The following is a 25107-nucleotide window of genomic DNA, read 5'->3' as shown; positions in this document are numbered from 1 at the left end:
GGCGCACAGTCTATCGCTTCGCCTTCGCCGCCATCTGCTGCACGGCGCGGGCAACACCACGCAGGATGTGGATTTCTTCCTCGGCCAGTTGCGCCCGGTTGAGCAACTGGTTCAGGCGCGGTATCAGCTTCTTGGGCGCGGCCGGATCGAGGAAACCCACGTCGATGAGCGCCTGCTGCCAGTGGTCCAGCACGCCGGCCACCGCACGCGCGTCGGCCGGCACCTGCTCGGGTGTGCCACTGGGTGGCAAGGCAAAACCACCCAGGGCCTCACGCCACTCGTAGGCAATCAATTGCACCGCCGCCGCGAGGTTGAGCGAGCCGAAGTTCGGCGCAGTGGGAATGCTCAGGCACATGTGGCAACGGTACACATCTTCGTTGGCCATGCCAAAACGCTCGCTGCCAAACAGAAATGCGACACCTGCTTGGGGCGGCGCGTCGGGTGCCACCAGCGTGGGCAGGTGCTGGCGCGGGCTGCGCGTGGTCGGACCAAAGTCGCGCGGGGTCATGGCGGTGGCGCACAGGTGGGTGATGCCGTCCAGCGCCCCGTCCAGCGTGTCCACGATGCGGGCGTTGGCCAGCACGTCGTTGGCGCCGCTGGCGCGCTGTATGGTTTCTTCGCGGCGCAACACGTTGGCCCAACGGGGCCGCACCAGCACCAGGTCGTCAAAGCCCATCACCTTCATGGCGCGGGCCACGCCGCCCACATTGCCGGCATGGCTGGTTTCGATCAGGACAAAACGGGTCTTCATGGCGGGGTTTGCCACCGGGCTGGCCGGGCGGGTAAAATCGCGCTATTGTCACCGCCATCGAGCGGCCTTTTTTTTGCTCTTAAACAAGTCATGTCGTCCAACCTGCACCCCATGCTCAACGTGGCCATCAAGGCCGCCCGTACCGCTGGCACCATCATCAACCGCGCCGCACTCGATGTCGAATCCGTGCGCGTAGCCGCCAAGCAGACCAACGATTTCGTCACCGAAATCGATCAGGCCGCCGAAAAAGCCATCATCGAAACGCTGCTCACCGCCTACCCCGACCACGGCATCTGGGCCGAGGAATCGGGCCAGCGCGAAGGCCGGGGCCGCGACAAAGACCACGTGTGGATCATCGATCCACTGGACGGCACGACCAACTTCATCCACGGCTTCCCGGTCTATTGCGTGAGCATTGCGCTCATGGTCAAGGGCCGCATCGAGCAGGCCGTGGTCTACGACCCCACCCGCAACGACCTGTTCTGCGCCACGCGTGGCCGCGGCGCCTACCTCAACGAGCGCCGCATCCGCGTGGCCAAGCGCACCACGTTGCGCGACACGCTGCTGTCCACCGGCTTCCCTTTCCGCCCGGGCGACCATTTCAAGACCTACATGGCCATGCTGGCCGACGTGATGCCGCTGTGCGCCGGCGTGCGCCGCCCCGGCTCGGCCGCGCTCGACCTGGCCTACGTGGCCGCTGGCTTCTCCGACGGCTTTTTCGAGATGGGTCTGAGCCCTTGGGACGTGGCCGCAGGCTCGCTGCTGGTGACCGAGGCCGGCGGCCTGGTCGGCAACTTCACCGGCGAGGCCGACTTTCTGGAACAAAAGGAATGCCTGGCCGCCAACCCGCGCATCTACGGCCAACTGGTGACGGTGGTGGGCAAGTACAGCAAATTTGCCAGCGCGGGCGACAAGGCGGCTGTCCGCCAGTCCACCGGCGAAATCGCCACGGGCGCCCCTTCGGCCGACAGCGCCACCGATGACGCCGCTGCGGACACCCGCTCGCACGGCGAAGACGCGCCCTTCTGACCTGCTCGCCTGCTGCCCAGCTACAGCAGCGGGGTGAAATCGTCCATGTTGGGCGAAGGCCGCCCGAACAGGTAGCCCTGGAACTGGCGGCACCCGTTGAGCGCGAGGAAATCGCGTTGCCCACGGGTTTCCACGCCCTCGGCCACCACCGCCAGCCCCAAGCTCTGCGCCAGGGCCAAAATGGTGCGAACAATGGCCGCATCGTCCGGATCGTCGAGCACGTCGCGCACAAAACTCTGGTCGATCTTGAGCTGGTCCAGCGGCAAGCGCTTGAGGTAGCTCAGGCTGGAATAGCCGGTGCCGAAGTCGTCCAGCGAGAAGCTCAGGCCACAGGCTCTGAGCCGGTTCATCTTGTCGGCAATTTCCTCGGTGTCGTGCAGTAACACGCTTTCGGTCAGTTCCAGTTTGAGCCGCGATGGGTTGATGCCGGCGCGGGCCACGGCCTCGCTGACCTGCGCCACAAAACCGGCACTGCGGAATTCGCGCGCGCTGATGTTGACGGCCAGACTCATGTGCGCCAGCCCCGGTGTGTCGGCCCAGCCCCGCAGGCACTCGCAGGCCCGCTCCAGCACCCACTGCCCCAGCGGCAGGATCAGGCCACTTTGCTCCGCCACCGGGATGAAATCGGCCGGCGACACCATGCCCCTCTGGGGATGGCGCCATCGCACCAGTGCTTCTGCGCCGACCATTCGCCCGGCAGCATCGACCACCGGCTGGAAAAACAGCGCCAGTTCGTCGCGTTGCAGGCCCACGCGGAGGTCGGCCTCCAGCGAGGCGCGTGCCAGCACCGCCGCCTGCATCTGGGGGTCGAAAAAGCGCAGTGTGTTACGGCCTTCGATCTTGGCTCGGTACATGGCCAGATCCGCGCGTTTGAGCAACTCGTCCACGGTGTCATCGCCATGGCCAAACAAGGCCACACCTATGCTGGGCGAGCTGTTGTGCTCGCGCCCAGCGAGCACATAGGGTTGGTTGAGCATGACCAGCACCTTGCGCGCAATGGCCTCGGCCTCCGAAGCCGCCTGTGCCACGTCAGCGTGCAAGCCCACCAGCATGAGCACAAACTCGTCGCCGCCCAGACGTGCCACGGTGTCGGCGCTGCGCACGCCGCTTTGCAGCCGCTGCGCCACCAGTTGCAAGAGCTCGTCGCCCCGGTCGTGGCCCAAGGTGTCGTTGAGGTCTTTGAAGTTGTCCAGGTCGATGAACAGCAACGCGCCGTGTTGGCCCGCGCGCACGCTGCCGGTGATGGCCATGGCCAGGCGGTCGAGCAACAGGCGGCGGTTGGGCAGCCCGGTCAGGACGTCGTGAAAAGCCAGCCGCTCGATTTCCTCTTCGGCATGCTTGCGGTCGGTCACGTCGTGGGCCAGCATGATGAAGCGCTCGGTCTCGCCGGCCTGCACGGGTTTGCGCGTCACCGAGAGTTCAAACCAGCGTTCGCCCTCGGGCAACAACAAGGGGTATTGCCGCCCCACTGAAGCGCCCTGCGCGCGCGCCTCGGCGATGGCAGCCTGCACCACCTCAGCCGCCTCGGGCGCCAGCACCTCGTTGATGTGGCGCCCCAACAAATGCTCGGGCGACATGGCCAACAAGCGCTCGTCGTTGCAGCTCACGTACACGTAGTGCCCGTCGGCCGTGATTTCAAACAACGGGTCGGGTATCGCTTCCAGAATGGCCTGCAGCCGGTGGCGGGCGGCCTGCACCTCCTGCTGGGCCTTCATGCGCGCATCGATGTTGCGGCCCACGCCACGGTAGCCGGTAAAGCGACCCATGGCGTCAAAGATGGGGGCACCGCTCATGCTGACCCAAAAGGTTTGACCGTGCTCGCCTTCGCGCAGCAACTCCAGGTCGCGAAACACCTGGTGCGCCTCCAGCAGGCGCTGGTGTTCGGCCCAGTCCGCATCGGTCATGTTGAGGGCGCCGATTTCCTGCCGCGTCTTGCCCAGGTGGTCCTCAATCGACATGCCGGTGCCCCGCTCCAGGTCGCCGGCCGCCTGCACAAAACGGAACTGTGCGTCCTGCTCCCAATACCAGTCGGACGACAGCTCCACCAGGCTGCGAAACCGGGCCTCGCTCTGCGCCAGCGCCTCTTGGGCGTCGAAGTAGCCGGTCACGTCGGCATAGGTGCGCACCATGCCACCGTCGGGCAGCGCCCGCGTACGCACCTCAAGCGCCAGGCCCTTGAGCGTGCGCCGCCAATAGCTGCCGGGCGCGGGCAGGCCTTCGCTGTCAAGCCTGGCTGCGTCGCTCACGTAAGCGCGGCCACCGGGGTCCACCAACTCGAACTGTGGCCCAAAGGCGCCCTGCTCCTTCTGGTGGTTCACCAAGGCATGGAAGTCGGGCTTGGAGGCCAGCAACGCGGCCGGCAAATCCAGCAGATCGAGCGCGCGCTGGTTGAAACTGGTGACCACGCCATGCGCATCGACCCGCAACAGGCCCTGGTCCATGCTGTCGAGGGCGATCTGCAACTCCTGCTGCGCCTGGGTGCGTTGTTGCTCCACGCGCCAGGCGCGGAACAGCTGCCCCACGGTGCTGATGAAGGGGGCCAGAAAGTCGGCATCGGCCTGGGTGTAGCCCTCGGGCTGGTTCGCCAGCCCCACCAGGGCCACCAGCTCCCCATCCAGCTTGACCGGCAAACCCAGGTAGGCACGCAAAGGCGGGTGCCCGTGCGGTCGCCCTGTGGCACGCGGGTCGTTGTTGGGGTCGTTCGCGATCACGGCCTTGCCGGTGCGCAGGGTCACGCCCAGCAGGCTGTCGGGGCTGTCAAAAACCATGCCGCCCTCGGCCACCTTGGCGTAGAGCGCCTGCGAGGGCGCGTCCCAGGCGATGTTGGTCATGGCATGGATGCGCAGGTAGGGCACGCTGCCCGGACGCGGCACCACTTCGCCCACCAGCCCGTATTCACTGTCGGTGACCTGAAGCAGCTCCTCCAGCAGCAGCTGAAACGCGCCCTGCAGGTGGCTTTGCTCGATGTAGCTGTTTTGTGCCCGGCTCACCGCCTGCAGCAGACGGTGTTGCCGAGCCAGGGTGTGTTCGGCCTGTTTGCGGGTGCTCACATCGGCATGTGAGCCCACCATGCGCAAGGGCGTGCCGTCGGGCGAATGCTCCACGGTGCGGCCGCGGCTGTGTATCCACAGCCAATGTCCGGCGCGGTGGCGCATGCGGAACTCGGTCTCAAGCATCGAGAGGTCGCCGCTGACCACCAGCTGGCGCTGGTGCTCCAGCTGCAAGGCGTCGGCGGGGTGGACCAGGGACAACCAACGCCCGTGGTCGGTTTCCATGTCGCCACGGACATGGCCCAGCAGCGCAAACCAACGCTCGTCCATCAGCTCACGGCCACTGCGCAGATCGCGGTCCCACAGGCCCAGATCCACCGCGCCCAGCACCAAATCCAGGCGTTGCACGGTGCTCTGCAACTGCCGCAGGTTGTCGGCCTTGGCCATCACGGCACGCACCTGCTCGGGGAATGCGTGCAAATAGCCCGCAGCCGGATCGACAATGAAGTAGTCGCTCACACCACGCCGCATGGCCTGGGCCGCGAGCGCCTCCTCCCCCGGCGCCACATGCACCAGGGCAGGCCACCGCTCCCAGGGCAGATCCAGCTCGGTCATGCAACCGTCCGGCAACATCAAGGCCATCACCACCACCTCGGGCACGGGGCCGTCGTGCGTCAGCCGCTGCACCGCTGCCGCGCGTGAGCTCACCACCTCGACCGGTTGCACCGCACCCAACGAGACCAGCGCACCGCTCAGCGCGTGCACGCGCTGGGGGTCGGCATCGATCAGCAGGGCGGTGAAGACCATTGCCCAAAGTATCGCAGCTTGTGCCGCTGGACGAACCGATCCACGCCCGGGCACGGGCGCAGGCGTTGTTTGCGCGCGCCGTTCAGCGCGGCATCAGGCGATCGCCTGAGCGGCGCTGGCGCTGGTAGGCGGGCACCAGCCACAGGGGCTGTGTCGGATCGCTGGGTGGCATGACACGCCACGCTGCGTGTCCAGCACCGGCGGCATCAGCGGCCAGCCCGGGCGCGCGGCGGACAAGTTGCGAAAACCATTGTTGAAACCGTGCCATGTGAATGCTTCCCTTCGTGAATCAGGTGGGTTGGTGCCGCCTCACCCCGCTGGCAAAGGACGACCCACCAAAGGTACGGCGCCTCCGTATCAAAACGCGATACGGAAATCGGGCATGCTCGCAACATGAACGAGATAGATCGCCTCTACCGCTACAAAAGCCTGCTGACCAGCCGCCACGCGGTGGCCAGCGAAGAACTCATGGCCACCTTGGGCATCTCGATTGCGACGCTCAAACGCGACATGGCGCGGCTGCGCGAAACCTTGTCGTTACCTGTGGTGTACGACCGCCTGGCCGGTGGCTACCGGCTGGCCCCAGGCAACACACGCCGCGAGCTGCCCGGCATGTGGCTGACACCGCAGGAACTGGTCGCCCTGGTCACCTTGCAACACTTGCTGAGCGAACTGGCGCCAGGGCTGCTGGGGCACAAACTGGCGCCCCTGCGCGAGCGCCTGGCCCACCTGCTGCACGACATCGACATCGACAGCCTCGGTCTGGCGCAACGCATGCGGGTGGTGCACGCGGGGCAGCGGCGGCTGCCGCCTCAGGCCTTCGACACCGTGGCCAGCGCGACGCTGCAACGCAAGCGCTTGTGGCTGCGCCACTTCAACCGCGCCACCGGGCAACGGGTGGAACGCGAGGTGTCGCCTCAGCAGCTGGTGCACTACCGCGACAACTGGTACCTGGACGCCTGGTGCCATTTGCGCGAAGACCTGCGCAGCTTTTCGGTGGACGCGTTGGAGCGCTGCGAGATGCTGACCGACACACCGGCTGTGGATGTCCCGGCCGAGCAGCTCAAGCGAGCCATGCAAGCCGGCTACGGCATTTTCAGTGGGCCGCCCGTCGCCCGGGCGCGCCTGCGATTCACCCCTCAACGGGCGCGTTGGGTGAGTGGCGAGCAATGGCACCCCGACCAGTCGGCCCAGGTGGAGCCGGATGGCAGTTACGTGTTGGAGCTGCCCTACGCGGACGACCGCGAACTGCTGGGCGACATCCTGCGCCACGGCCCGGACTGCGAGGTGGTGCACCCCCCCGAACTGCGGCAGAAGGTCGCTGAAGCCTTGCGCAAGGCAGCAGAGCAATATGCCCAAGCCTGAGCGTGGACCGAGCACCCATTGAGGCAAAGAAAAACCCGCGCAAGCGCATGGCTCGGCGGGTTCAGATGCTTCGCCAGGCCACCAACCGGTGGCGCTGGCGCAACAGCAACATCAGGGCTTCTTGGCTTCTTCAGCAGCAGCGGGAGCAGCAGCCGGGGCGGCAGCGGCGTCGGCAGCAGGTGCGGCTGCGGCGGGGGCAGCAGCAGCAGGTGCGGCAGCAGCGTCGGCCGGTGCAGCGGCGGGAGCGGCAGGGGCGGCTTCAGCAGCGGGTGCAGGTGCGGGCGCGGGCGCTTCTTCCTTCTTGCCGCAGGCGGCCAGGGTAGCGGCGGCCAGCACGGCGGCGAAAACAAACGACTTGTTCATGGTGTCAGAGCTCTGATGCAGGGGTTCGGGACGATGTTGGATTCGGCAAACAGGCACCCCCGATGTGAAGCACTGCCGGCCGGATTTGCCTTGCACACAAGTGCAGAAGACAAAGCGGCCGGATCATATCCGAAAAAGTCAATAGCACTTACCCTGAAATATTGATTTTTGTGAAATATTGTGGCCAGGTGTTTCCTACAAACCCAGTGCGGTCGCAGGAAAACCCGGTCTGGCCTGTGACCAGAGCTGTTGCAGCGCTTCATCCAGCCGCGTGCGCTGCACTGTTTCGGTGGTGGCCACGGCCACATCGCGGGCACTGTCCAGCCGCTGCATCGTCCACGAGGGCGTCCACAACACACTGGGCAAACTGGCCTGGCCCGCCGACCAGACACGAACCTCCACGCGGTGCGACCAACGCGCCCGCAAGTCCACAAAACGCGCATGGCGCAGGCGCATGTCGTCGAACCGTTGGCCCAGCACACGCAGTTGCGCCAACGGGTGGGTGCGTGTGGCCACCGCCCAGTCGTCCAGCGCCTGCATCAACTGGCGTTCGCCCAGCGGCCAATCGGCAAAGTCAGGGTCACACAGCCAGAGCAACGGGCAGGCATGGTGAGCGGCTTGCTGCACGCCCTGAACCAGCAGGTTGTGAAAGTTCGCCCTGCCAACAAAACGCCCCTCCGGCCACGGAACAGGCGAAGGCTGTGGGGTTGGGTTGTCAGTCATCGCCGGGCACCTCGATCAGCCAGCCGCTGTCCACCCATTCGGCCAGCAGCGCGCGCGCGCCCTCACTGGCACGGGCCAAGGCGCGCGCGTCCAGCCGGTGTTCATCGGCGAGTTGCCGCATCAGGCGCGCATCGGCACCACCGGCCCGAAAACTCTCGCCGTTGATGAACACATGCTTGTCGTCGTACATCATGCGGCTGCGGCGGTCCAGTTGCAGCGCGCCGCCCGACCACGCGGCCGCCGGTTCGTCGAACCAGACCGTGGGTTTGGGCTCGGTCAAGACCTCGCCCAGGGTGCAAGCCAACAAATCGCCCTCGGCCAACAGGCGGCGCAAGCCGTCGGCCGCAAACTGTTGCAAGGCTTCGGGCACACGCGCCGGCGTGGCGGTGGCGGGCTGGCTCGGGTCGCGGTAGAGCGTGGTGTCCTCGTGTTCGTCAGCCAAGCGCAGAGCCAGCTCACCGGCCAAGCCACCACGCTGAGGCGAACGGAAACCGATGGAACAGGTCATGCAGTCGCCTCCCACGGCGTCGCCGTCGTGTGCCCAACGCGGCGGCAGGTACAACATGTCGCCGGGGTTGAGCACCCACTCTTCCTCAGGCTCAAAGTGCTGCAGGATTTTGAGCGGCACATCGGGCTGCAGGCTCAGGTCTTTCTGGCGGCCGATGCGCCAGCGGCGCTGGCCGGTGGCCTGCAGCAGGAACACGTCGTAGCTGTCGAAGTGTGGCCCCACACCGCCCCCGGGGCTGGCCCAAGAGATCATCAAATCGTCCAGCCGCGCATCGGGCACAAAACGAAAACGGCTCATCAGCTCATGCGCGGCGTTGCTGTGCAAGTCCACACCCTGCACCAGCAGGGTCCAGCGCGCCTGCTCCAGCGGCGGCAGGCTGCGGCGCGCAAACGGGCCGTGTTTGAGCTGCCACCCCTTGCCACCGTGCGCGATCAGCCGGGACTCCACACCTTCGTGGGCCGCCAGATCGAACAGCGCCTTGCGGTCCAGCGGCGGCACAAACGCCGGTAGGGCCTGGCGCACCAGCAAAGGCTTTTTGTGCCAGTGCCGACGCATGAATTGCTGAGGGGTGAGCCCACCCAACAAGGCCAGGGCCTGGTCGGGAGCGGGCGGGAGGCTGGGGGGCGCTGAGGAGATCATGGGACAATTGTGCGATGAAAATTTCGGAACAATGTGTGGTGTCGCTGAGCTGGACGCTCAAGGACACCCTGGGTGAAGTGCTGGACGAATCGGATGACCCGGTGGAGTTTCTGCTGGGCGGCGGCGATCTGCTGGCCAAAATTGAAGAGGGCCTGATGGGTCATGAGGCGGGCGACAAAATCGACCTGCACCTCGAACCCGAACACGCCTTTGGCGACTTCGACGACCAGTTGCTGTTTCTGGAGCCGCTCTCGCATTTTCCGGCCGAACTGGACATCGGCATGGCCTTTGAAGGCCTGCCCGAAGGCTGCAACCCGGACGCACCACGCGATCTGGTGTACTTCGTGAGCGAAATCTACCCCGAGCACGTGGTGCTGGACGCCAACCACCCGCTGGCCGGCATCGCGTTGCGCCTGCAGTTGCGTGTGCACCAGGTGCGCGAAGCGACGGAAGAAGAAATTGGCCGGGGCACGCTGGGCACCGGTTTTTTCAATGTGCAGACCGGCTCGCCGCCGGACGCGACCCTGCACTGAGGCGCTGACGCTGACCCGCCAGCGTCAGGCTTTGCCGGTGGAACCGTAGCCGCCGGCGCCACGTTCGGTGGCGTGATCGAAGTCATCCACGACACGAAACTGCGCCTGCACCACCGGCACGATGACCAGTTGTGCCAGGCGCTCCATGGGTTGCAGGGTGTAGGCCACGTCGCTGCGGTTCCAGGCGCTCACCATGAGCTGGCCTTGGTAGTCGCTGTCGATCAGGCCGACCAGGTTGCCCAGCACAATGCCGTGTTTGTGGCCAAGTCCGGAGCGCGGCAGGATGAGCGCCGCGTACCCCGGGTCCCTGAGGTGGATGGCCAGCCCGGTGGGCACGAGCTGCCAGGCGTTGGGCGCCAACAGAACAGGCTCATCCAGGCAGGCACGCAGGTCCAGGCCGGCGCTGCCAGGCGTGGCGTAGGCCGGCAGCTGGCCGGCCATGCGCGCATCCATGACCCGCACATCAATCAGCATGTGCATGGCACCTTCACTTCTTGTCTTCCTTGACGGCGTCCTGGAGCGCCTTGGCCGGATCGTCCTCGGCCGCAGCTTCTTCAGCCGGAGCGGCTTCGCCTTCGGCAGCGGGCTCGGCGCCCATGCCTTCCTGGCTGGCTTCTTGGCCCGAGTCGGTGTCCTCCATGCCCGGCATGTTGTTGAGCATGTCGGTCACAGCCGATTCATCGACCTTGACCTTCTCACCCAGGCTGCCCGTGACCATGCCCGGGAACGCAATGATGGCCGCCACCATAAGCAACTGCAGAATGATGAACGCAATCGAGCCCTTGTAGATCTGCGCCGTGGTCACCGCTGGGATGCGCTGCTTGGTGATCTGGTCGGTGTAATCGTTGCGGGCCGCCACGCTGCGCAGGTAGAACAGCGCAAAACCGAACGGCGGCGTCAGGAACGAGGTCTGCAGGTTCATCGCGATGATGATGCCGAACCAGATCAGGTCGATGCCCATCTTCTCAGCCACCGGGGCGAGCAGCGGGATGATGATGAAAGCGATCTCGAAAAAGTCGATGAACATGCCCAGCACAAACACCAGGGCGTTCACAAAAATCAGGAACCCGAGCTGGCCACCTGGCAGTTTGTCGAACAGGTGTTCCACCCAGATGTGACCATCGGCCGCATTGAAGGTGAAGCTGAACACTGTCGAGCCAATCAGGATGAACAGCACAAAAACAGCCAATTTGGTGGTGTTCTCCAGCGCCTGTTTCATCAGGTCAAACGACAAACGATTGCGGGAGCCCGCCATGATCAAGGCACCCAGCGCGCCCATGGCGCCGCCTTCGGTGGGCGTGGCAATGCCCAGGAAGATGGTGCCCAGGACCAGGAAAATCAGCACCAGCGGTGGGATCAGAACAAAGGTGACCTGCTCAGCCAGGCGCGACAACAGCCCCAGGCGGAACAAGCGGTTGAGCAGCGCCAGCGCCAAGGCCAACACCGAGCCAACCGTGGCGGAGAGGATGAACACCTCATCGGTGGCGGCCGGATTCTCACGACCAATCCACTGCGCCATCATGCTGTCGTGAATCTGTGACCAGCCATAAGCAGCCGCGCCACAGGCCAGCAGCAGCAGCAGCAAGGAGCGGTGTCCGCTGCTGCCATTGGGTTCGGAGTAGATGCGCGCCTCCAGCGGCAACGCGGGCACCCAGTCGGGTTTGAGCAACGCCACGGCGGCGATGAAGGCCAGGTACAAGCCCACCAGCAGCAGGCCAGGTATCAAGGCACCGGCATACATGTCACCCACCGAACGGCCCAACTGGTCGGCCAGCACGATCAGCACCAGCGAGGGCGGCAGTGCCTGCGCCAGCGTGCCGGACGCGGTGATGGTGCCGGTGGCGATGGTGCGGTTGTAGCCGTAGCGCAGCATGATGGGCAGCGAAATCAGGCCCATGGAAATGACCGCCGCAGCGACCACGCCCGTGGTGGCCGCCAGCAGCGCACCCACCAACACCACAGCCACCGCCAGGCCACCGCGCACCGGACCAAACACCTGGGCCACGGTTTCGAGCAAGTCCTCGGCCATGCGGCTGCGCTCAAGGATGATGCCCATGAAGGTGAAGAAGGGGATGGCCAGCAGGGTGTCGTTCTGCATGATGCCGAACACACGCAGCGGCAAAGCCTGGAACAGGTTGTCGGGGAACAGCCCCACTTCCATACCAATCAGGCCAAAAAACAAACCGGTCGCGGCCAACGAGAAAGCCACGGGAAAACCGGTCAGCAAAAACACCAGCAAGCCGCCAAACATCAGCGGCACAAAGTTGGCAGAGATGAATTCGATCATGATCAGTTGGCTCCCTTCAGGCGCAGCGCTTCTTCTTCCAGGAGTTGTTGTGCCAGCAGTTCTTCATCGCTGGGGCCGTCATGGGCCAGGGGATCGGGGCCGTTGCCGGTAAGAAACGCAAAGCGCTTGATCAATTCGCTGATGCTCTGCACAAAGAGCAGTAAAAAACCCAGCGGGATGAGGGCGTACACGGGCCAGCGCAACAGGCCGCCCGCGTTGGACGACATCTCACCGCTGTTCCAGGCGTTCAGGAACAAGGGCATGCCCAGGCTGATGAGCAGATAACACAGCGGAAACACAAAAACGAGGATGCCTCCCACGTCGATCCAGTTGCGTGTGCGGGCACTGAAGCGGCTGGAAATGAAATCGATGCGCACGTGTGCGTTGCGCAGAAAGGCGTAGCCACTGCCCAGCATGAAAACGGCGGCAAACAGGTACCACTGGATTTCCAGCCAGGCATTGGAACTGGTGCCAAACAGCTTGCGGATGATGGCGTTGCCAGCGCTGATGAGGGTGGTGGCCAGGATCATCCACATCGCCAGCTTGCCAATGAGGTTGGTCAGCGCGTCGATCAGGCGTGAAAGTTTGAGCAGTAGTGACATGGGAACCCCTGGATGGAGGGTGAAGGCAAACGGGCGCAAAGTCTATCGGATCGGCCAACGTCCCGGCTGGCCACACCCGTCTTACGGCGAAGCATTGCAGCAAAAAACCCCGCGGGTGCGGGGTTTGGTGCCGGCACAGCAAGCTGCTTACAGCTTGGCCGACTGCATGTAGGAGTCGAAACGCGCTTCGGTGAAGCGGAACCACAGGTTCTGGTCCTTGCGGAACGCCGAGTAGTCCGTGTAGATCTTCTTCCAGTTCGGGTTGCTGGCGCTGAGTTCGCTGTACAAAGCCATCGACTGCTTGTACGCCTCGTCCATCACCGCCTTGGGGAAGGGCAGCAGCTTGGCGCCACCAGCCACCAGGCGCTTCAAGGCCCCCGGGTTGCGGGCGTCGTACATGGCCTGCATCATGGTGTGGGCGTGCGATGCAGCGGTTTCCACGATGGCCTTGTTCTCGGTCGACAGGGCGTTGAAGGCCGCCTTGTTGATGTAGAAGTCCAGCTGTGCGCCGCCTTCCCACCAGCCGGGGTAGTAATAGTTCTTGGCCACTTTCTGGAAGCCCAGCTTTTCATCGTCGTACGGCCCGATCCATTCGGTCGCGTCGATGGTGCCTTTTTCCAGCGCCTGGTAGATTTCGCCACCGGGGATGTTCTGGGGCACGGCGCCCATGCGGCTCATGACCTTGCCAGCGAACCCGCCGACGCGCATCTTCAGACCCTTGACGTCGGCCAGGGACTTGATTTCCTTGCGGTACCAGCCACCCATCTGGGCGCCCGTGTTGCCGCCGGGGAAGTTGACGATGTTGTACTGGTCGTAGAACTCGCGGAACAGCTTGAGGCCGTTGCCGTCGTAGTACCAGGCGGTGAGCTGGCGGCTGTTCAGACCAAACGGAATCGCCGTGCCCATGGCAAAGGTGTCGTCCTTGCCGAAGTAGTAATAGGGTGCGGTGTGACCGGCTTCCACGGTGCCTTGCTGCACAGCGTCCACAATGCCGAACGCCGGCACCAGTTCGCCAGGAGCGTGCACGGTGACCGAGAACTTGCCGCCGGACATCTCGTTGACCTTCTTGGCGAACACGTCGGCCGCGCCGTGAATGGTGTCCAGCGCCTTGGGGAAGCTGGAGGTCAGGCGCCAGCGGATGGCTGCCTGGGCATGCACAGCAGGTGCGGCGCCTGCGGCCAGCACGCCGGCGATGCCTGCATGTTTGATGATTGAACGACGATCCATGGTTTGACTCCGATTTGGATTGTTGACGGTCGGCGGCGCACTGGACACCGCCTCGCCTGTGTGTGAAGGCTTGCGCATTGTAGGAAGCAGAACTCCCCGAAACTTGGGGGTTTTCCCTCGCAAACGCCGGTTTGAACACCAAACGCCGTGAAAAATTTTCACGGTCGCATTCTTGAAAAATCAGGTGGTCGCTGAAGCGGCGGAAGCCGCACCGACCAGGTGCGAAAAACGCTCTTGGACGCGCCGCTCGATGCCTTCGGCATCCAGGCCCTGCAGGCTCAGCAGCTTCACCGGGTCACCGTGTTCGATGAACTGATCCGGCAAGCCCAGCTGCAGCACCGGCAGGCTCAGCCCGGCAGCTTGCAGTGCTTCCAACACGGCGCTGCCGGCCCCACCCATGGTGGCGCCGTCTTCCACCGTCACCAAGCCACTGTGGCTGCGGGCCAGTTCCAGCAACAGTTCCACATCGAGAGGCTTGGCCCAGCGCATGTTCGCCACACTGGCGTTCAGGCCCTCGGCAGCCTGGAGCGCCGGGTACAACAAGGTGCCGAACGCGAGGATGGCCACCCCCTGCCCGCGGCGGCGCCACTCGCCCTTGCCATAAGGCAGACCGCCCAAGTCAGCGGGCTGCGGCCGGCCAATGCCTGCCCCGCGCGGGTAACGCACCGCAACCGGGTGGTTCTGTTCGTATGCCGTGCTCAGCAATTGCCGGCACTCGGCCTCGTCGGCCGGGCAGGCCACGGCCATGTTGGGGATGCAGCGCAGGTAAGCGATGTCGTAGTTACCCGCGTGGGTGGCGCCGTCGGCCCCCACCAGGCCAGCGCGGTCCAGCGCAAACACCACCGGCAGGTTTTGCAGCGCCACGTCGTGGATCAACTGGTCGTAGGCGCGCTGCAGAAAGGTGGAGTAGATGGCCACCACCGGCTTGAGGCCCTCACAGGCCAGGCCGGCGGCAAAGGTCACGGCATGTTGTTCGGCGATGCCCACATCGTGGTAGCGCTCGGGAAAACGTTTGTGGAACTCGACCATGCCCGAGCCTTCGCGCATGGCGGGTGTGATGCCCACCAGGCGTTTGTCGGCCTCGGCCATGTCGCACAGCCACTGGCCAAACACCTGGGTGAAGGTGGTCTTGGGTGGTGTGGCCGGCGGCGTGAGGCCCACGGCAGGATCGAACTTGCCGGGCCCGTGGTAGGCCACCGGATCGGCCTCGGCCAGCTTGTAGCCCTGGCCCTTTTTGGTGACCACGTGCAAAAACTGCGGGCCCTCCAACTGCTTGATGTTTTCGAGCGTGGGGATCAGCGAGTCCAGGTCGTGGCCATCGATGGGGCCGATGTAATTGAAGCCGAATTTTTCGAACAGGGTGGCCGGCACCACCATGCCCTTGGCCTGCTGCTCCAGCCGCTTGGCCAGTTCAAACAGCGGGGGCACCGGCTTGAGCACACTTTTGCCCACGTTTTTGGCCGCCGCATAAAACTGCCCGCTCATGAGCTGCGCCAGGTAGCGGTTGAGTGCGCCCACCGGCGGGCTGATGGACATGTCGTTGTCGTTGAGGATGACCAGCAGCCGGCAGTGCTCCACACCCGCGTTGTTGAGCGCCTCGAAGGCCATGCCGGCGGTCATGGCGCCGTCGCCGATCACCGCGATGGCGTGGCGGTCTTCGCCCTTCTGGCGTGCGGCCACAGCCATGCCCAGTGCGGCTGAGATGCTGGTGGATGAGTGCGCCGTGCCGAAGGTGTCGTACTCGCTTTCGGCCCGCTGGGGAAAGCCGCTGATGCCACCCAACTGACGCAGCGTGTGCATGCGCTCACGCCGGCCGGTCAGGATTTTGTGCGGGTAGGTCTGGTGCCCAACGTCCCAGACGATGCGGTCCTCGGGCGTGTTGAACACGTAGTGCAAGGCCACGGTCAGCTCCACCGTGCCCAGGTTGGAGCTGAGGTGCCCACCGGTCTTGGACACGCTGTCGAGCACAAACTGCCGCAGCTCGTCGGCCAGCGGACGCAGTTGTGTGCGCTGCAGGCGGCGCAGGTCGGCGGGCGATTGGATGGTGGGCAACAAGGCGCTCATCGCGAGGGGTACTTTCGATATCCGTTGTCGGGGGGCTCAGTGGGAACGCTGCACCACCTGTTGGGCCAGCGCCGCCAGCGCGCGGGTGTCGGTCAGACCACTGCGTGCCAGGGCTGCCTGGGCACGTTCGATCAACGCTTGGGCATAGGCACGCGCAGCGTCCAGCCCCATCAGTGACACAAAGGTGGGCTTGTCGTTGGCGGCATCCTTGCCGGCGGTTTTGCCCAGCGTGGCCGAATCGGCCACCACGTCCAGGATGTCGTCCACCACCTGGAAAGCCAGGCCCAGAGCGGCACCATAGTCGGCCAGGGCGTCGCGCTGCGGCTGTGTCACCCCCGCGCAAGCGGCACCCATGAGCACGCTGGCCTGCAACAGAGCACCTGTCTTCTTGCGGTGCATGTCTTCCAGTGCCACCTGGTCCAGCATCTGGCCCACGCTGGCCAGATCGATGGCCTGCCCACCGGCCATGCCCTGTGCACCGGCGGCCTGGGCCAACAGGCGGCACAGGCGCGCGCTCACCGCGGCGGGCAGCACGTCTTCGCCGGGCAGCAGCAACTCAAAGGCAAGCGCCTGCAAGGCATCGCCCGCCAGCAGCGCCTGGGCCTCGCCAAACTGCACATGCACCGTGGGTTTGCCCCGGCGCAACACGTCGTTGTCCATGCAGGGCATGTCGTCGTGCACCAGCGAATAGGCATGGATCAGCTCAACGGCACACGCGGCACGCAAGGCCGCCTGCGGCTGACCACCCACGGCCTCTGCTGCCGCCAAGACCAGCAAGGGGCGCAAGCGTTTGCCACCGTCGAGCACGGCGTAGCGCATGGCCTCGCCCAGCCGGGCGGGCGCGTCCACCGGCACCCAGGTTTCGAGCGCGCGCTCCACCTTGGCCAGCTGTGCCTGGCTCCAAGCCGCAAAATCCAGGGTGGCAGCGTTCACTGGGCACTCCAGGGCTGCGTCGTGCCGTTTTCGAACACACGTATCTGCTGCTCCACCGTGTCCAGCTGTGAGCGGCAAAAACGCAGCAGTTCGGCACCACGTTGGTACTGGGCCAGCAACTGGTCCAGCGGCAACTGACCAGCGTCCAGCGCAGCGACCAGCTGTTCCAGCTCTTGCAACGCGGCTTCGTAGGTGGCGGGCGGGGCGGGCGCCTTGGCGGCGGCGGTTTTGGACATGGGCAAATAAATAGACGGCCCAGCGCCGGAAGGCGTGTGCCAAACCTCGCATTTTAGTGGCCCGCCCAAACGGTGCCCTCACACCCCCGGGGTACAATCGCCCCCTTTCGTTTTCAGGAGCCCGGGCTCTATCCACCCCTTCCGCGCTGACTTCACCGTCGACAAGCGCTTACCCTGCCCCTTCATAGGGGGAGTCTCTAGGTCACGACCACGATGTCTGATTTAAGTCTTCAACTGCAGCAGGCCGCAAGCCAACTTCCAGTTTCCAGTTACTTCGACGAGGCGCTGTTCCAGCGCGAACTGGAGACCATCTTTCAGCGCGGGCCCCGCTATGTGGGGCACCAAAACGCCGTCGCCAACCTGGGTGACTATTACGCTCTGCCGCAGGAAGGCCAGGGCCGCGCACTGGTGCACACCGCACAAGGTGTGGAGCTGGTCTCCAACGTCTGCCGCCACCGGCAGGCGGTGATGCTCAAGGACCGGGGCAACCTCAACGAACAGCGCAACGGCAGCGCCGGTGGCCACATCGTGTGCCCGCTGCACCGCTGGACGTACAACGGCGGCAGCGCTCCAGGTACAAAACTGGGCAATCTGCTGGGCGCCCCACACTTCACACAAGACCCCTGCCTGGACCTCAAGCGCTACCCGCTGCGCGAATGGAACGGCCTGCTGTTCGAAGACAACGGCCGCGACATCGCCGCCGACCTGGCCAACATGGGCCCGCGTGCCGCGCTGAACTTTGATGGCATGGTGCTGGACCACGTGGAGCTGCACACCTGCAACTACAACTGGAAAACCTTCATCGAGGTCTACCTGGAGGACTACCACGTCGCGCCCTTCCACCCCGGTCTGGGCAATTTTGTGACCTGCGAAGACCTGCGCTGGGAGTTCAAGCCCGAGTACTCGGTGCAAACCGTGGGCGCGGCCAACCTCCTGGGCAAGGCCGGCAGCCCGGTGTACCAGCGCTGGCACCAGCAGCTCATGCAGTACCGCAACGGCGCCATGCCCGAACACGGTGCCATCTGGCTGACCTACTACCCCCACATCATGGTGGAGTGGTACCCGCACGTGCTCACCGTTTCCACCTTGCACCCCATCAGCGTGGACAAAACGCTGAACATGGTGGAGTTCTACTACCCCGAGGACATCGCCGCCTTTGAGCGCGAGTTCGTCGAGGCCCAGCGCGCCGCCTACATGGAAACCTGCATCGAGGACGACGAGATCGCCGAACGCATGGACGCCGGTCGCAAGGCCTTGCTGGCGCGCGGCGACAACGAGGTCGGCCCCTACCAGAGCCCCATGGAAGATGGCATGCAGCACTTCCACGAGTGGTACCGCCGCCACCTGGGCGATTCGCTGCGAGGCTGAACATTCCGACCGCCACCCAAGCCATTCCGGCCAAAGGCCAGCAAGCGCTGTGGATGCTGCTGGCCTCTTTTCTGTTCGCCAGCATGGGGGTGTGCATCAAGTTCGCCTCGGCGCACTTCAACAGCTTCGAAATCGTCTGCTACCGAGGCATCTTCGGCGTGGTGTTTCTCTACGCCATGACGCGTGTGCGCGGCGTGTCGCTGCGCACCCAGGTGCCCATGATGCACGTGTGGCGCAGCGTGGTCGGCACCATTTCGTTGGCGGCCTGGTTCTACGCCATTGCCATCCTGCCACTGGGCACCGCCATGACGCTCAACTACATGAGCAGCATCTGGATCGCCACGTTTCTGCTCGGTGGCGCGCTGCTGATGCAGGGGCGCAACCTGCCGGTGCGTCGGCAGGGGCCGCTGTTTGCCACCGTGCTGGCCGGTTTTGCTGGTGTGGCCCTGGTCCTGCGGCCCACACTGGCGCCCGACCAGGTGGTGGGCGCGCTGGTGGGGCTGGCGTCGGGCGTCACGTCGGCGCTGGCTTACCTGCAGGTGTCGGCGCTGTCGCGTGTGGGCGAGCCTGAAAGCCGGACCGTCTTCTATTTCTCCGTCGGTGCGGTGCTTGTGGGCGCAGGCGGCATGGTGTTCGCAGGGGTTTCTCCCTGGAACGGCGCCCACGTGCTGTGGCTGCTGCCCATTGGTTTGCTGGCGGTGCTGGGCCAGCTGTGCATGACCCGTGCCTACGCCAGCGGCGCCACCCTGGTGGTGGCCAACCTGCAATACTCAGGCATCGTCTTCGCGGCGTTGTACGGTCTGGTGGTGTTTGGCGACCGCCTGCCCTGGGTGGGCTGGGCCGGCATGGCCCTGATCATCGTCAGCGGCGTCGCCGCCACCGTGCTGCGCGAACGCGAAGTGCCCGACAGCCCTGCAGAGGAACACGCATGAACGCCCCCTTCACCACCCTGATCGACGTCGCCCAGCTGCAAGCCCTGATCGCCAGCGGCCAGCCACTGTTGGTGTTCGACTGCAGCTTTGACCTCACCAGCCCGGCGGCGGGCGAGCAACAGTTTGAGCAGGCCCACATCCCCGGGGCGGTGTACGCGCACCTTGACCGCGACCTGAGCGACAAAACGGGCGCCGCCGATGCCGCGTCCGGTGGTCGCCACCCGTTGCCCTCGCGCGAAACGTTTGCCGCCTGGCTGCGCAGCGTGGGCCTGTCAGCCGACATGCAGGTGGTGGTGGTGGACCGCCAGGGCGCCAACTACTGTGGCCGCTTGTGGTGGATGCTGAAGTGGTGCGGCCACGAAGCGGTGGCGGTGCTCGACGGTGGCCTGCAAGCGTGGCAGGCCGCAGGTGGTTCGGTTGCCAGCGGACCCGACAAAACCTCCCGCCCCACCGGGGACTTCACCCTGTCACCGGCACGCGCCCGGCTGGTGTCGGCCCAGCAACTTTTCGAGCAACTCGGACACCCAGACCAGGTGGTGCTGGATGCGCGCGCCACGCCACGTTTCCGGGGCGAGGTGGAGCCACTGGACCCGGTAGCGGGGCACATCCCGGGCGCCTTGAACCGACCGTTTGGTTTGAACCTCACGCAAGATGGCCATTTCAAATCCGCCGCACAACTGCGGCAGGAATTCGACACCTTGCTGGCTGGTCGCGATCCCGCGAGTGTGGTGCACCACTGTGGCAGCGGCGTGAGCGCCATCCCCAATGTGCTGGGCATGGAGATCGCTGGACTGGGCCGCGCGGCCTTGTTCGCGGGCAGCTGGAGCGAGTGGTGCAACACCCCCGGTCTGCCCATCGCCCAGGGGTGATACATCCGACTCATACGGCTTCGCATTCGAGCGCAGAACAAGGCGGGAAGCCGAAGACAGTGCTGTAGCACGGCGAGGCGAACCAACGCAGTGATGCGCTTGAATGCGAAGCCGTATCAGTGACCGCCGTGGGCGAGGCCACTGACCACCGTCACCAGGGCAATACCGGCCAGCAGCCAGAAGATTTGTGAGACGGTCTCGCGCATGCCAAGTTTTTTCTGCAGTTGCGGAATCAGGTCGGCCAAGGCCACGTACACAAAACTGCTGGATGCCGCCACCAGGAAATAGGGCAGATAGTCGTTCAATTGGTTGACCAGCAGGTAGCCGGTGAGGCCACCCAAGGCCGTCACCGTGCCGGCCATCGACACCTTGAGCAACGCCGCACGCCGCGTGCCGGAACTCTTTTGCAACACCACCAGATCGCCCATGTGGTGGGGCACCTCGTGTGCCAACACCGCCAATGCAGCCACCACCCCCAGGCGGATGTCGGCGACAAACGCCGACGCGATCATGACGCCGTCGCCAAACGCATGCACGCTGTCACCCGCCAGCACCGCCCAACCACCGCCAGAGCGGCCATGGTCATGGCCGTGGTGATGCGCGTGCCCGTGGTCATGCGCGCCCGCGTGTGAGTGGTCATGGTGGTGTTCGTGCCCGTGGTGCCACAGCTCGGCCTTGTCGAGCAGAAAAAAGAACACCACACCGCCCAACAAAAGCGCGAACAGCTCCTTCGCACCCGCGTCGCTGTTGAACGCCTCGGGCAGCAGGTGCATGAAAGCGGTGGCCAACAAGGCGCCGGCCGCCAGGCTCAGCATGTGCTGCGTGTAGCGTGCCAGCATGGCCATGCTGAGCACGGCGGCCACCCACACACTACCAATGCCCGCCACCAGGGTGGCCGTCAAAATTGCCAACAAAAGCATGATGCGTACGCCGGACAAGCCGGGAAGAAAAATACCCGCCTGCGATGTGAGCATCGCTGCAGCGGGTGACAATCGCATCTTAGCAAGTGTGTCAAGCACCTTCACGGTTTGGATGTCTCTCGCATGAATACACCCTCCCTTCGCCTCTTGGCACTGTGCGCCGCCGTGTGGCTGGCGGGCTGCTCGACGCCCCCGAAACCCAGCGCCACCGCCGACGCGGGTGTGGCCCGCATTGAACTGGAGCGTCGCGCCGGCCAATGCGAACTGACACTCACCGGCGACATCGATCAGAACGCGGTGCAGCGCCTGTCGCAATCCTTGAGCCGCCTGGAACAACAAAGCTGCACCGAACGGTGGCTGGTGCTCAACGCGCCCCACGGGCAGATCGGCGCGGCGGTGACCATGGGTGCCATGCTGCGCAACCGCAACTTCAACACCCGCGTGGCACCAGGAAGCGATTGCCTCACCAGCTGTGTGCTGGTGTTTGCGGCGGGACGGGAACGGGTGCTGGGCGTCCACCCCTCACTGGCCCGCATCGGCATCTCTCGGGTGCCGGGTGACGCCGAAATCAGCACCCCGCGCTGCGAGCCGGAAATCGGTCGCGCTCAAGCCCTCACACTCACCCGCTATCTGCGCGCCATGTTGCCGCCGCCCACCGCCGAGGCGGTGTTTCACGTCATGGCGCAAGCCGACTGCAAGGCCAACCTGTTCTGGCGCCCGGCCGAGGTCACCGGCATGGGCTTGGCGACAGCGGTGCGCTGAAGGCACGTGCCAGAAGCAAAAAAGCCACGCGTTTGCGTGGCTTTTTTGCTGGAATTTGGTGGGTCGTGGAGGCTTCGAACCTCCGACCCCCACAGTGTGAATGTGGTGCTCTACCCCTGAGCTAACGACCCAAATTCGCTTGCATCAACAAACGTGCTGTCTTGTCATCTTGCGAGCCTCAAATTATAGCCTGATTTTCAGCCAAATTGAAAAGCCGGCAAAAAATCATGCGGCCAGTTGCGGTTCGTGCCGGCGCCACAGCGTCTTGCCTTTGGTGGACTTGTCCAGATCGGCCAACAACGCCTCGTGCGCCGCCAACTCCAGCTCATTGGCGCGTGGCACGGGCAGGTCAAAGCCACGCAGATCGATTTGTTGCACCTCGTCGCCACCGCCGGTTTGGTCGTTGCTGTCCAGGTCCATGACCAGGGTGTTCTGCCCACGGGTCATGTTGATGTAGACATCGGCGAGCAGCTCCGCGTCCAGCAAGGCGCCGTGCAGGGTGCGGCCCGAGTTGTCCACCTCCAGCCGATCACACAAGGCGTCCAGGCTGTTGCGTTTGCCTGGGAACATCTCCTTGGCCATCACCAGCGTGTCGGTCACGCCGCCCACCAGGGTGTTGATGGGAGGTCGGCCCAGCAGCTCCATTTCCTTGTTCAGGAAACCGATGTCGAACGGCGCGTTGTGGATGATGAGTTCGGCGTCGTGCAAATAGGCCACCAGCTCGTCGGCAATGGCCGCAAACTTGGGCTTGTCGCGCAAAAACTCATTGCTGATGCCGTGCCCCCGCAGCGCGTCTTCATGGCTGTCGCGCTCGGGGTTGATGTAGAAGTGCAGGTTGCGGCCGGTCAGCTTGCGGTGAAGCAACTCCACACAACCGATTTCAATGATGCGGTCGCCGTTCTGTGCCGACAGACCGGTGGTTTCTGTGTCCAGAACAATCTGACGTGACATGCGAGGGCCTTCGCTCAATGGTTTTCGCGGGCGTGGTTGATGGAGTACTTGGGAATCTCCACCACCAGATCTTGCTGCGCGAGGATGGCCTGGCAGCTCAGGCGCGAGTTGGGCTCCAGGCCCCACGCGCGGTCCAGCAAGTCTTCCTCGCCTTCTTCCATCTCGTTGAGGCTGTTGAAACCCTCGCGCACGATGACGTGACAGGTGGTGCACGCACAGCTCATGTCGCAGGCGTGTTCGATGGCGATGGCGTTGTCGAGCAGCGCCTCGCAGATGCTGGTGCCGGCCGGCGCCGACAGGCTGGCGCCCTGCGGACAGAACTCGGGGTGGGGCAGGATTTTGATGACGGGCATATCAGAGGCTTTCGACATTTTTGCCCGCGAGGGCCTGGGCAATGCCCCGGTTCATGCGCATGGCTGCAAAGGCTTCTGTGCCCTTGGCCAGCGCCTGGGTGGCGGCTTCGATGGTGGGAGCGTCCTGTTTGGACTCGGTCGCCAGCAAATCGGCCACCAAGGCGTGGATGACACCGCGCTCATCCTCGCTCAGCAGGTCGCCATCGGCGTCCAGCGCGCTCTGGGTGGCCATGCGCATGCGCTCGGCGTCCACACGGGCTTCCACCAGCGCACGGGCCTGCATGTCTTGCTGAGCGGTGGCAAAGCCATCCTGCAGCATGGCAGCGATCTGCTCGTCGCTCAGGCCATAAGAGGGCTTCACATCCACACGCGCTTCCACCCCGGTGCCCTGCTCTTTGGCGCTCACACTGAGCAAACCATCGGCGTCGATGGTGAAGGTCACACGAATGCGCGCCGCACCGGCCGACATGGGCGGAATGCCGCGCAACTCGAAGCGCGCCAGGCTGCGGCAGTCGGCCACCAGGTCGCGTTCACCTTGCACCACGTGGATGGCCAGGGCGGTCTGGCCGTCCTTGAAGGTGGTGAAGTCTTGCGCCAAAGCGGTGGGAATGGGGCTGTTGCGCGGCACGATGCGCTCCACCAACCCGCCCATGGTCTCGATGCCCAACGACAGCGGGATCACATCGAGCAACAACAAGTCGCCTTGCGGGTTGTTGCCCGCCAGTTGGTTGGCCTGGATGGCCGCGCCCAGCGCGACCACCTCGTCGGGGTTGAGGTTGACCAGCGGCTCGGTGCCAAAAAATTGGGCCACGGCCTGCCGCACCACCGGCATGCGCGTGGAGCCACCGACCATGACCACGCCCTTCACCTCACTTTTGTCGATGTGCGCATCGCGCAGCACCTTGCGGGCGGCGGTGATGGTGCGGTCGGTCAGCGCGCGGGTGGCCTGGGCGAAGTCCGCCAGCGTGACGGGCTGCAAGAGCTGCAGGCTGGGCAAGGCCAGTTCGAAGGTCACGCTGCCGGTCTCGTCCACAGCCGACAAGGCCTCTTTGCAGTGGCGCGCTTCGCGCATCAGCAGGGCACGTTCACCGGCGCTGAAGTCGGTGGCACGGGTGGTGTGGCCAGTGGCGGCCAACACCCAGTCGGCCAGGGCACGGTCGTAGTCGTCGCCGCCCAAGGCGGAGTCGCCGCCTGTGGCCATGACCTCGAACACACCCTGCGTGAGCCGCAGGATGGACACGTCGAAGGTGCCGCCGCCCAGGTCGTAGATGGCGTAAACGCCTTCGCTGGCGTTGTCCAGTCCGTAAGCGATGGCCGCGGCCGTGGGTTCGTTGATGAGGCGCAGCACCTTGAGGCCGGCCATTTGTGCCGCGTCCTTGGTCGCCTGGCGCTGGGCATCATCGAAATAGGCTGGCACGGTGATGACGGCACCAAACAGCTCATCGTCAAAGCTGTCCTCGGCACGGAAACGCAGCGTGGCCAGGATTTCGGCACTGACCTCTACCGGGCTTTTTTCGCCAGCCACCGTGGCCACAGCGGCCATGCCGGGGCGGTCCAGCACGGTGTAGGGCAGACGCGCCGCATCGGCCACGTCGGCCAGGCGCCTGCCCATGAGTCGCTTGACGGAGCTGATGGTGTTGGCCGGGTCGTCCACCTGGGCCGCCAGGGCGTCAAAACCGATCTGGCGGCCGCTGCCCTGGCCGGTGGGCAGGTAGCGCACCACGCTGGGCAGGATGACGCGGCCCTGTTCATCAGGCAGGCATTCGGCCACGCCGTGGCGCACGGCCGCCACCAACGAATGGGTGGTGCCCAGGTCAATGCCCACCGCCACGCGCCGCTGGTGCGGGTCGGGCGATTGGCCGGGTTCGGAAATCTGCAGCAATGCCATGTGAGCT

The 25107-nt window shown here is 64.9% G+C and carries 24 protein-coding genes, 1 tRNA gene and 1 pseudogene; 7 read left to right on the top strand and 19 right to left on the bottom strand.

What is annotated here, in order from left to right:
* Positions 1-10: 10 nt before the first annotated feature.
* Positions 11-751, bottom strand: a complete 741-nt coding sequence (locus ACFQU0_RS21290; RefSeq protein WP_382204187.1) for an RNA methyltransferase — start codon at positions 749-751, stop codon at positions 11-13.
* Positions 752-841: 90 nt separating this feature from the next.
* Here ACFQU0_RS21290 and ACFQU0_RS21285 point away from each other — a divergent pair, with 90 nt between their 5' ends.
* Positions 842-1780 carry an inositol monophosphatase family protein gene (locus ACFQU0_RS21285; protein ID WP_382204185.1) on the top strand — a complete coding sequence of 313 codons (939 nt, stop codon included), beginning with the start codon at positions 842-844 and terminating at the stop codon, positions 1778-1780.
* 20 nt (positions 1781-1800) lie between these two features.
* On the opposite strand, the gene ACFQU0_RS21870 is transcribed toward ACFQU0_RS21285, so the two are convergent.
* From ACFQU0_RS21870 to ACFQU0_RS21275, 3 genes and pseudogenes are all read right to left on the bottom strand, one after another.
* The gene (locus ACFQU0_RS21870; RefSeq protein ID WP_417452239.1) at positions 1801-3495 is read right to left on the bottom strand and encodes a putative bifunctional diguanylate cyclase/phosphodiesterase; all 1695 of its coding nucleotides are present in this window, start codon (positions 3493-3495) and stop codon (positions 1801-1803) included.
* A pseudogene (locus ACFQU0_RS21865) lies at positions 3490-5100 on the bottom strand (PAS domain-containing protein); the annotation flags it as partial. The pseudogene ACFQU0_RS21865 and the gene ACFQU0_RS21870, both read right to left, overlap by 6 nt.
* 559 nt (positions 5101-5659) lie before the next feature.
* Positions 5660-5845 carry a hypothetical protein gene (locus ACFQU0_RS21275; RefSeq protein WP_382204181.1) on the bottom strand — a complete coding sequence of 62 codons (186 nt, stop codon included), beginning with the start codon at positions 5843-5845 and terminating at the stop codon, positions 5660-5662.
* 125 nt (positions 5846-5970) lie between these two features.
* On the opposite strand from ACFQU0_RS21275, the gene ACFQU0_RS21270 reads away from it, so the two are divergent.
* Positions 5971-6942, top strand: coding sequence for a helix-turn-helix transcriptional regulator (locus tag ACFQU0_RS21270; RefSeq protein WP_382204179.1), 972 nt, complete (start codon positions 5971-5973; stop codon positions 6940-6942).
* A 111-nt stretch (positions 6943-7053) separates the two neighbouring features.
* On the opposite strand, the gene ACFQU0_RS21265 is transcribed toward ACFQU0_RS21270, so the two are convergent.
* The 3 genes from ACFQU0_RS21265 to ACFQU0_RS21255 all read right to left on the bottom strand — a co-directional run bounded on the left by ACFQU0_RS21265 (position 7054) and on the right by ACFQU0_RS21255 (position 9175).
* The gene (locus ACFQU0_RS21265; protein WP_382204177.1) at positions 7054-7305 is read right to left on the bottom strand and encodes a hypothetical protein; all 252 of its coding nucleotides are present in this window, start codon (positions 7303-7305) and stop codon (positions 7054-7056) included.
* 195 nt (positions 7306-7500) lie between these two features.
* Positions 7501-8028 carry a hypothetical protein gene (locus tag ACFQU0_RS21260; protein ID WP_382204175.1) on the bottom strand — a complete coding sequence of 176 codons (528 nt, stop codon included), beginning with the start codon at positions 8026-8028 and terminating at the stop codon, positions 7501-7503.
* Positions 8021-9175, bottom strand: coding sequence for a JmjC domain-containing protein (locus ACFQU0_RS21255; protein ID WP_382204173.1), 1155 nt, complete (start codon positions 9173-9175; stop codon positions 8021-8023). The genes ACFQU0_RS21260 and ACFQU0_RS21255 overlap by 8 nt, the downstream gene beginning before the upstream one ends.
* A gap of 14 nt (positions 9176-9189) precedes the next feature.
* Between ACFQU0_RS21255 and ACFQU0_RS21250 the strand changes: the two genes are divergently transcribed.
* A complete protein-coding gene (locus ACFQU0_RS21250) occupies positions 9190-9708 on the top strand; it encodes an FKBP-type peptidyl-prolyl cis-trans isomerase (RefSeq protein ID WP_382204172.1) in 519 nt (172 codons plus the stop codon).
* A gap of 24 nt (positions 9709-9732) precedes the next feature.
* On the opposite strand, the gene dut is transcribed toward ACFQU0_RS21250, so the two are convergent.
* The 7 genes from dut to xseB all read right to left on the bottom strand — a co-directional run bounded on the left by dut (position 9733) and on the right by xseB (position 17057).
* Positions 9733-10182, bottom strand: a complete 450-nt coding sequence (dut, locus tag ACFQU0_RS21245; RefSeq protein WP_382204385.1) for a dUTP diphosphatase — start codon at positions 10180-10182, stop codon at positions 9733-9735.
* Positions 10183-10195: 13 nt separating this feature from the next.
* Positions 10196-11995 (bottom strand): TRAP transporter large permease, encoded by a 1800-nt coding sequence (locus tag ACFQU0_RS21240; protein ID WP_382204170.1) that lies wholly within the window; start codon positions 11993-11995, stop codon positions 10196-10198.
* Between the two features lie 2 nt (positions 11996-11997).
* On the bottom strand, positions 11998-12597 hold the full coding sequence (locus ACFQU0_RS21235) for a TRAP transporter small permease subunit (RefSeq protein WP_382204168.1): 600 nt from the start codon (positions 12595-12597) through the stop codon (positions 11998-12000).
* Between the two features lie 147 nt (positions 12598-12744).
* Positions 12745-13824 carry a TRAP transporter substrate-binding protein gene (locus ACFQU0_RS21230; protein ID WP_382204167.1) on the bottom strand — a complete coding sequence of 360 codons (1080 nt, stop codon included), beginning with the start codon at positions 13822-13824 and terminating at the stop codon, positions 12745-12747.
* Positions 13825-14004: 180 nt separating this feature from the next.
* Positions 14005-15888 (bottom strand): 1-deoxy-D-xylulose-5-phosphate synthase, encoded by a 1884-nt coding sequence (gene dxs, locus ACFQU0_RS21225; RefSeq protein ID WP_382204165.1) that lies wholly within the window; start codon positions 15886-15888, stop codon positions 14005-14007.
* Between the two features lie 36 nt (positions 15889-15924).
* Complete coding sequence (locus tag ACFQU0_RS21220; RefSeq protein ID WP_382204163.1) at positions 15925-16821, bottom strand: polyprenyl synthetase family protein; 897 nt, start codon at positions 16819-16821, stop codon at positions 15925-15927.
* Positions 16818-17057: an exodeoxyribonuclease VII small subunit gene (gene xseB / locus ACFQU0_RS21215; RefSeq protein WP_382204162.1), complete on the bottom strand. Its 240-nt coding sequence runs from the start codon at positions 17055-17057 to the stop codon at positions 16818-16820. Before xseB ends, ACFQU0_RS21220 begins: the two co-directional genes overlap by 4 nt.
* Positions 17058-17270: 213 nt before the next feature.
* Between xseB and ACFQU0_RS21210 the strand changes: the two genes are divergently transcribed.
* The 3 genes from ACFQU0_RS21210 to ACFQU0_RS21200 are packed head-to-tail and all read left to right on the top strand — an operon-like array spanning position 17271 to position 20226.
* Positions 17271-18425: an aromatic ring-hydroxylating oxygenase subunit alpha gene (locus tag ACFQU0_RS21210; protein ID WP_382204160.1), complete on the top strand. Its 1155-nt coding sequence runs from the start codon at positions 17271-17273 to the stop codon at positions 18423-18425.
* 53 nt (positions 18426-18478) lie between these two features.
* A complete protein-coding gene (locus tag ACFQU0_RS21205; RefSeq protein WP_382204158.1) occupies positions 18479-19357 on the top strand; it encodes a DMT family transporter in 879 nt (292 codons plus the stop codon).
* Complete coding sequence (locus ACFQU0_RS21200) at positions 19354-20226, top strand: sulfurtransferase (protein ID WP_382204156.1); 873 nt, start codon at positions 19354-19356, stop codon at positions 20224-20226. Before ACFQU0_RS21205 ends, ACFQU0_RS21200 begins: the two co-directional genes overlap by 4 nt.
* A 116-nt stretch (positions 20227-20342) precedes the next feature.
* On the opposite strand, the gene ACFQU0_RS21195 is transcribed toward ACFQU0_RS21200, so the two are convergent.
* A complete protein-coding gene (locus ACFQU0_RS21195) occupies positions 20343-21146 on the bottom strand; it encodes a ZIP family metal transporter (RefSeq protein WP_382204155.1) in 804 nt (267 codons plus the stop codon).
* Positions 21147-21269: 123 nt separating this feature from the next.
* On the opposite strand from ACFQU0_RS21195, the gene ACFQU0_RS21190 reads away from it, so the two are divergent.
* A complete protein-coding gene (locus tag ACFQU0_RS21190; protein WP_382204154.1) occupies positions 21270-21908 on the top strand; it encodes a hypothetical protein in 639 nt (212 codons plus the stop codon).
* Between the two features lie 56 nt (positions 21909-21964).
* Here ACFQU0_RS21190 and ACFQU0_RS21185 read toward each other — a convergent pair.
* The 4 genes from ACFQU0_RS21185 to hscA form a co-directional block, all read right to left on the bottom strand.
* A tRNA-Val gene (locus tag ACFQU0_RS21185) sits at positions 21965-22039 on the bottom strand.
* Between the two features lie 94 nt (positions 22040-22133).
* Complete coding sequence (gene dnaQ / locus ACFQU0_RS21180) at positions 22134-22859, bottom strand: DNA polymerase III subunit epsilon (protein ID WP_382204152.1); 726 nt, start codon at positions 22857-22859, stop codon at positions 22134-22136.
* Between the two features lie 14 nt (positions 22860-22873).
* Entirely contained in the window at positions 22874-23212 is a 339-nt protein-coding gene (gene fdx / locus ACFQU0_RS21175) for an ISC system 2Fe-2S type ferredoxin (RefSeq protein ID WP_382204150.1), read from the bottom strand.
* A 1-nt stretch (position 23213) separates the two neighbouring features.
* Positions 23214-25100, bottom strand: coding sequence for a Fe-S protein assembly chaperone HscA (gene hscA, locus ACFQU0_RS21170; RefSeq protein WP_382204148.1), 1887 nt, complete (start codon positions 25098-25100; stop codon positions 23214-23216).
* Positions 25101-25107 lie beyond the last annotated feature (7 nt).

Origin of the sequence: Hydrogenophaga defluvii, from assembly GCF_042665235.1 — a bacterium.
GTDB lineage: Bacteria > Pseudomonadota > Gammaproteobacteria > Burkholderiales > Burkholderiaceae_C > Hydrogenophaga > Hydrogenophaga defluvii_A.
Note: the sequence above shows the minus strand (reverse complement) of the source record. Positions and strands in the feature narration are given on the sequence as shown.